The organism is Tsukamurella conjunctivitidis (genome assembly GCF_007858475.1).
GTDB lineage: Bacteria > Actinomycetota > Actinomycetes > Mycobacteriales > Mycobacteriaceae > Tsukamurella > Tsukamurella conjunctivitidis.
Map to the genome: position 1 here is coordinate 1 of NZ_VIGX01000193.1, position 587 is coordinate 587.

Here is a 587-nt window from a genome sequence, read left to right on the forward strand (position 1 = left end):
GCAGCAGGGACCGCGCGACCTCCGTGCTCACGGTCCTGGCCTTCGCCCTGCCCCACGCCGTCCTCCTGGCCGTGGTCGGAGGGGTCGGGGCATTCGTCTCGCGCCTCCACGCCCCCAGCAATGAGTTGATGGCCACCCCCTTCCACCTTCTCCTGGCGTTGTTCGCTGCAATCCTCCTGGTGGTCCCCGCCCTGTCCATGGGGGCGGCAGCAGCCCGTCTCGGCCTGTCCAGGCGTGCGCGTGACCTGGCGGTCCTGCGTCTGCTGGGTCTGCCCCCGCGCTCCACCAAAGCTGCCTCGGTCCTGGAGACGACCATGAACGCGATCGTCGGCGTGGTGCTGGGCAGCGTGCTGTACGTCGTGACCCTGCCCGTGTGGCACCTGGTCACCTTCCAGCGTGCACCCATGGGCGTCCATGAGATGTGGATGGGTCCCTGGCTGTTGCTGGGCCTCGGGGCTCTCATGGTCGCGCTCGGAGCGGTGAGTGCATGGTTGTCACTCAGGCGTGTGGCCGTGACCCCCCTGGGAGTGGCGCGGCGCAGCGAGGCCCACCGCGTCTCCCCAGTGGGTGCGGTGGTGACTGTCGTC

Annotated in this window: 1 protein-coding gene; it reads left to right on the top strand. The window is 69.7% G+C overall.

The genetic code is table 11. The features are described 5' to 3' along the window. Positions 1-587, top strand: a 587-nt coding sequence (locus FK530_RS25000) for an FtsX-like permease family protein (RefSeq protein WP_146489488.1), incomplete at both ends; no start/stop codon positions are given.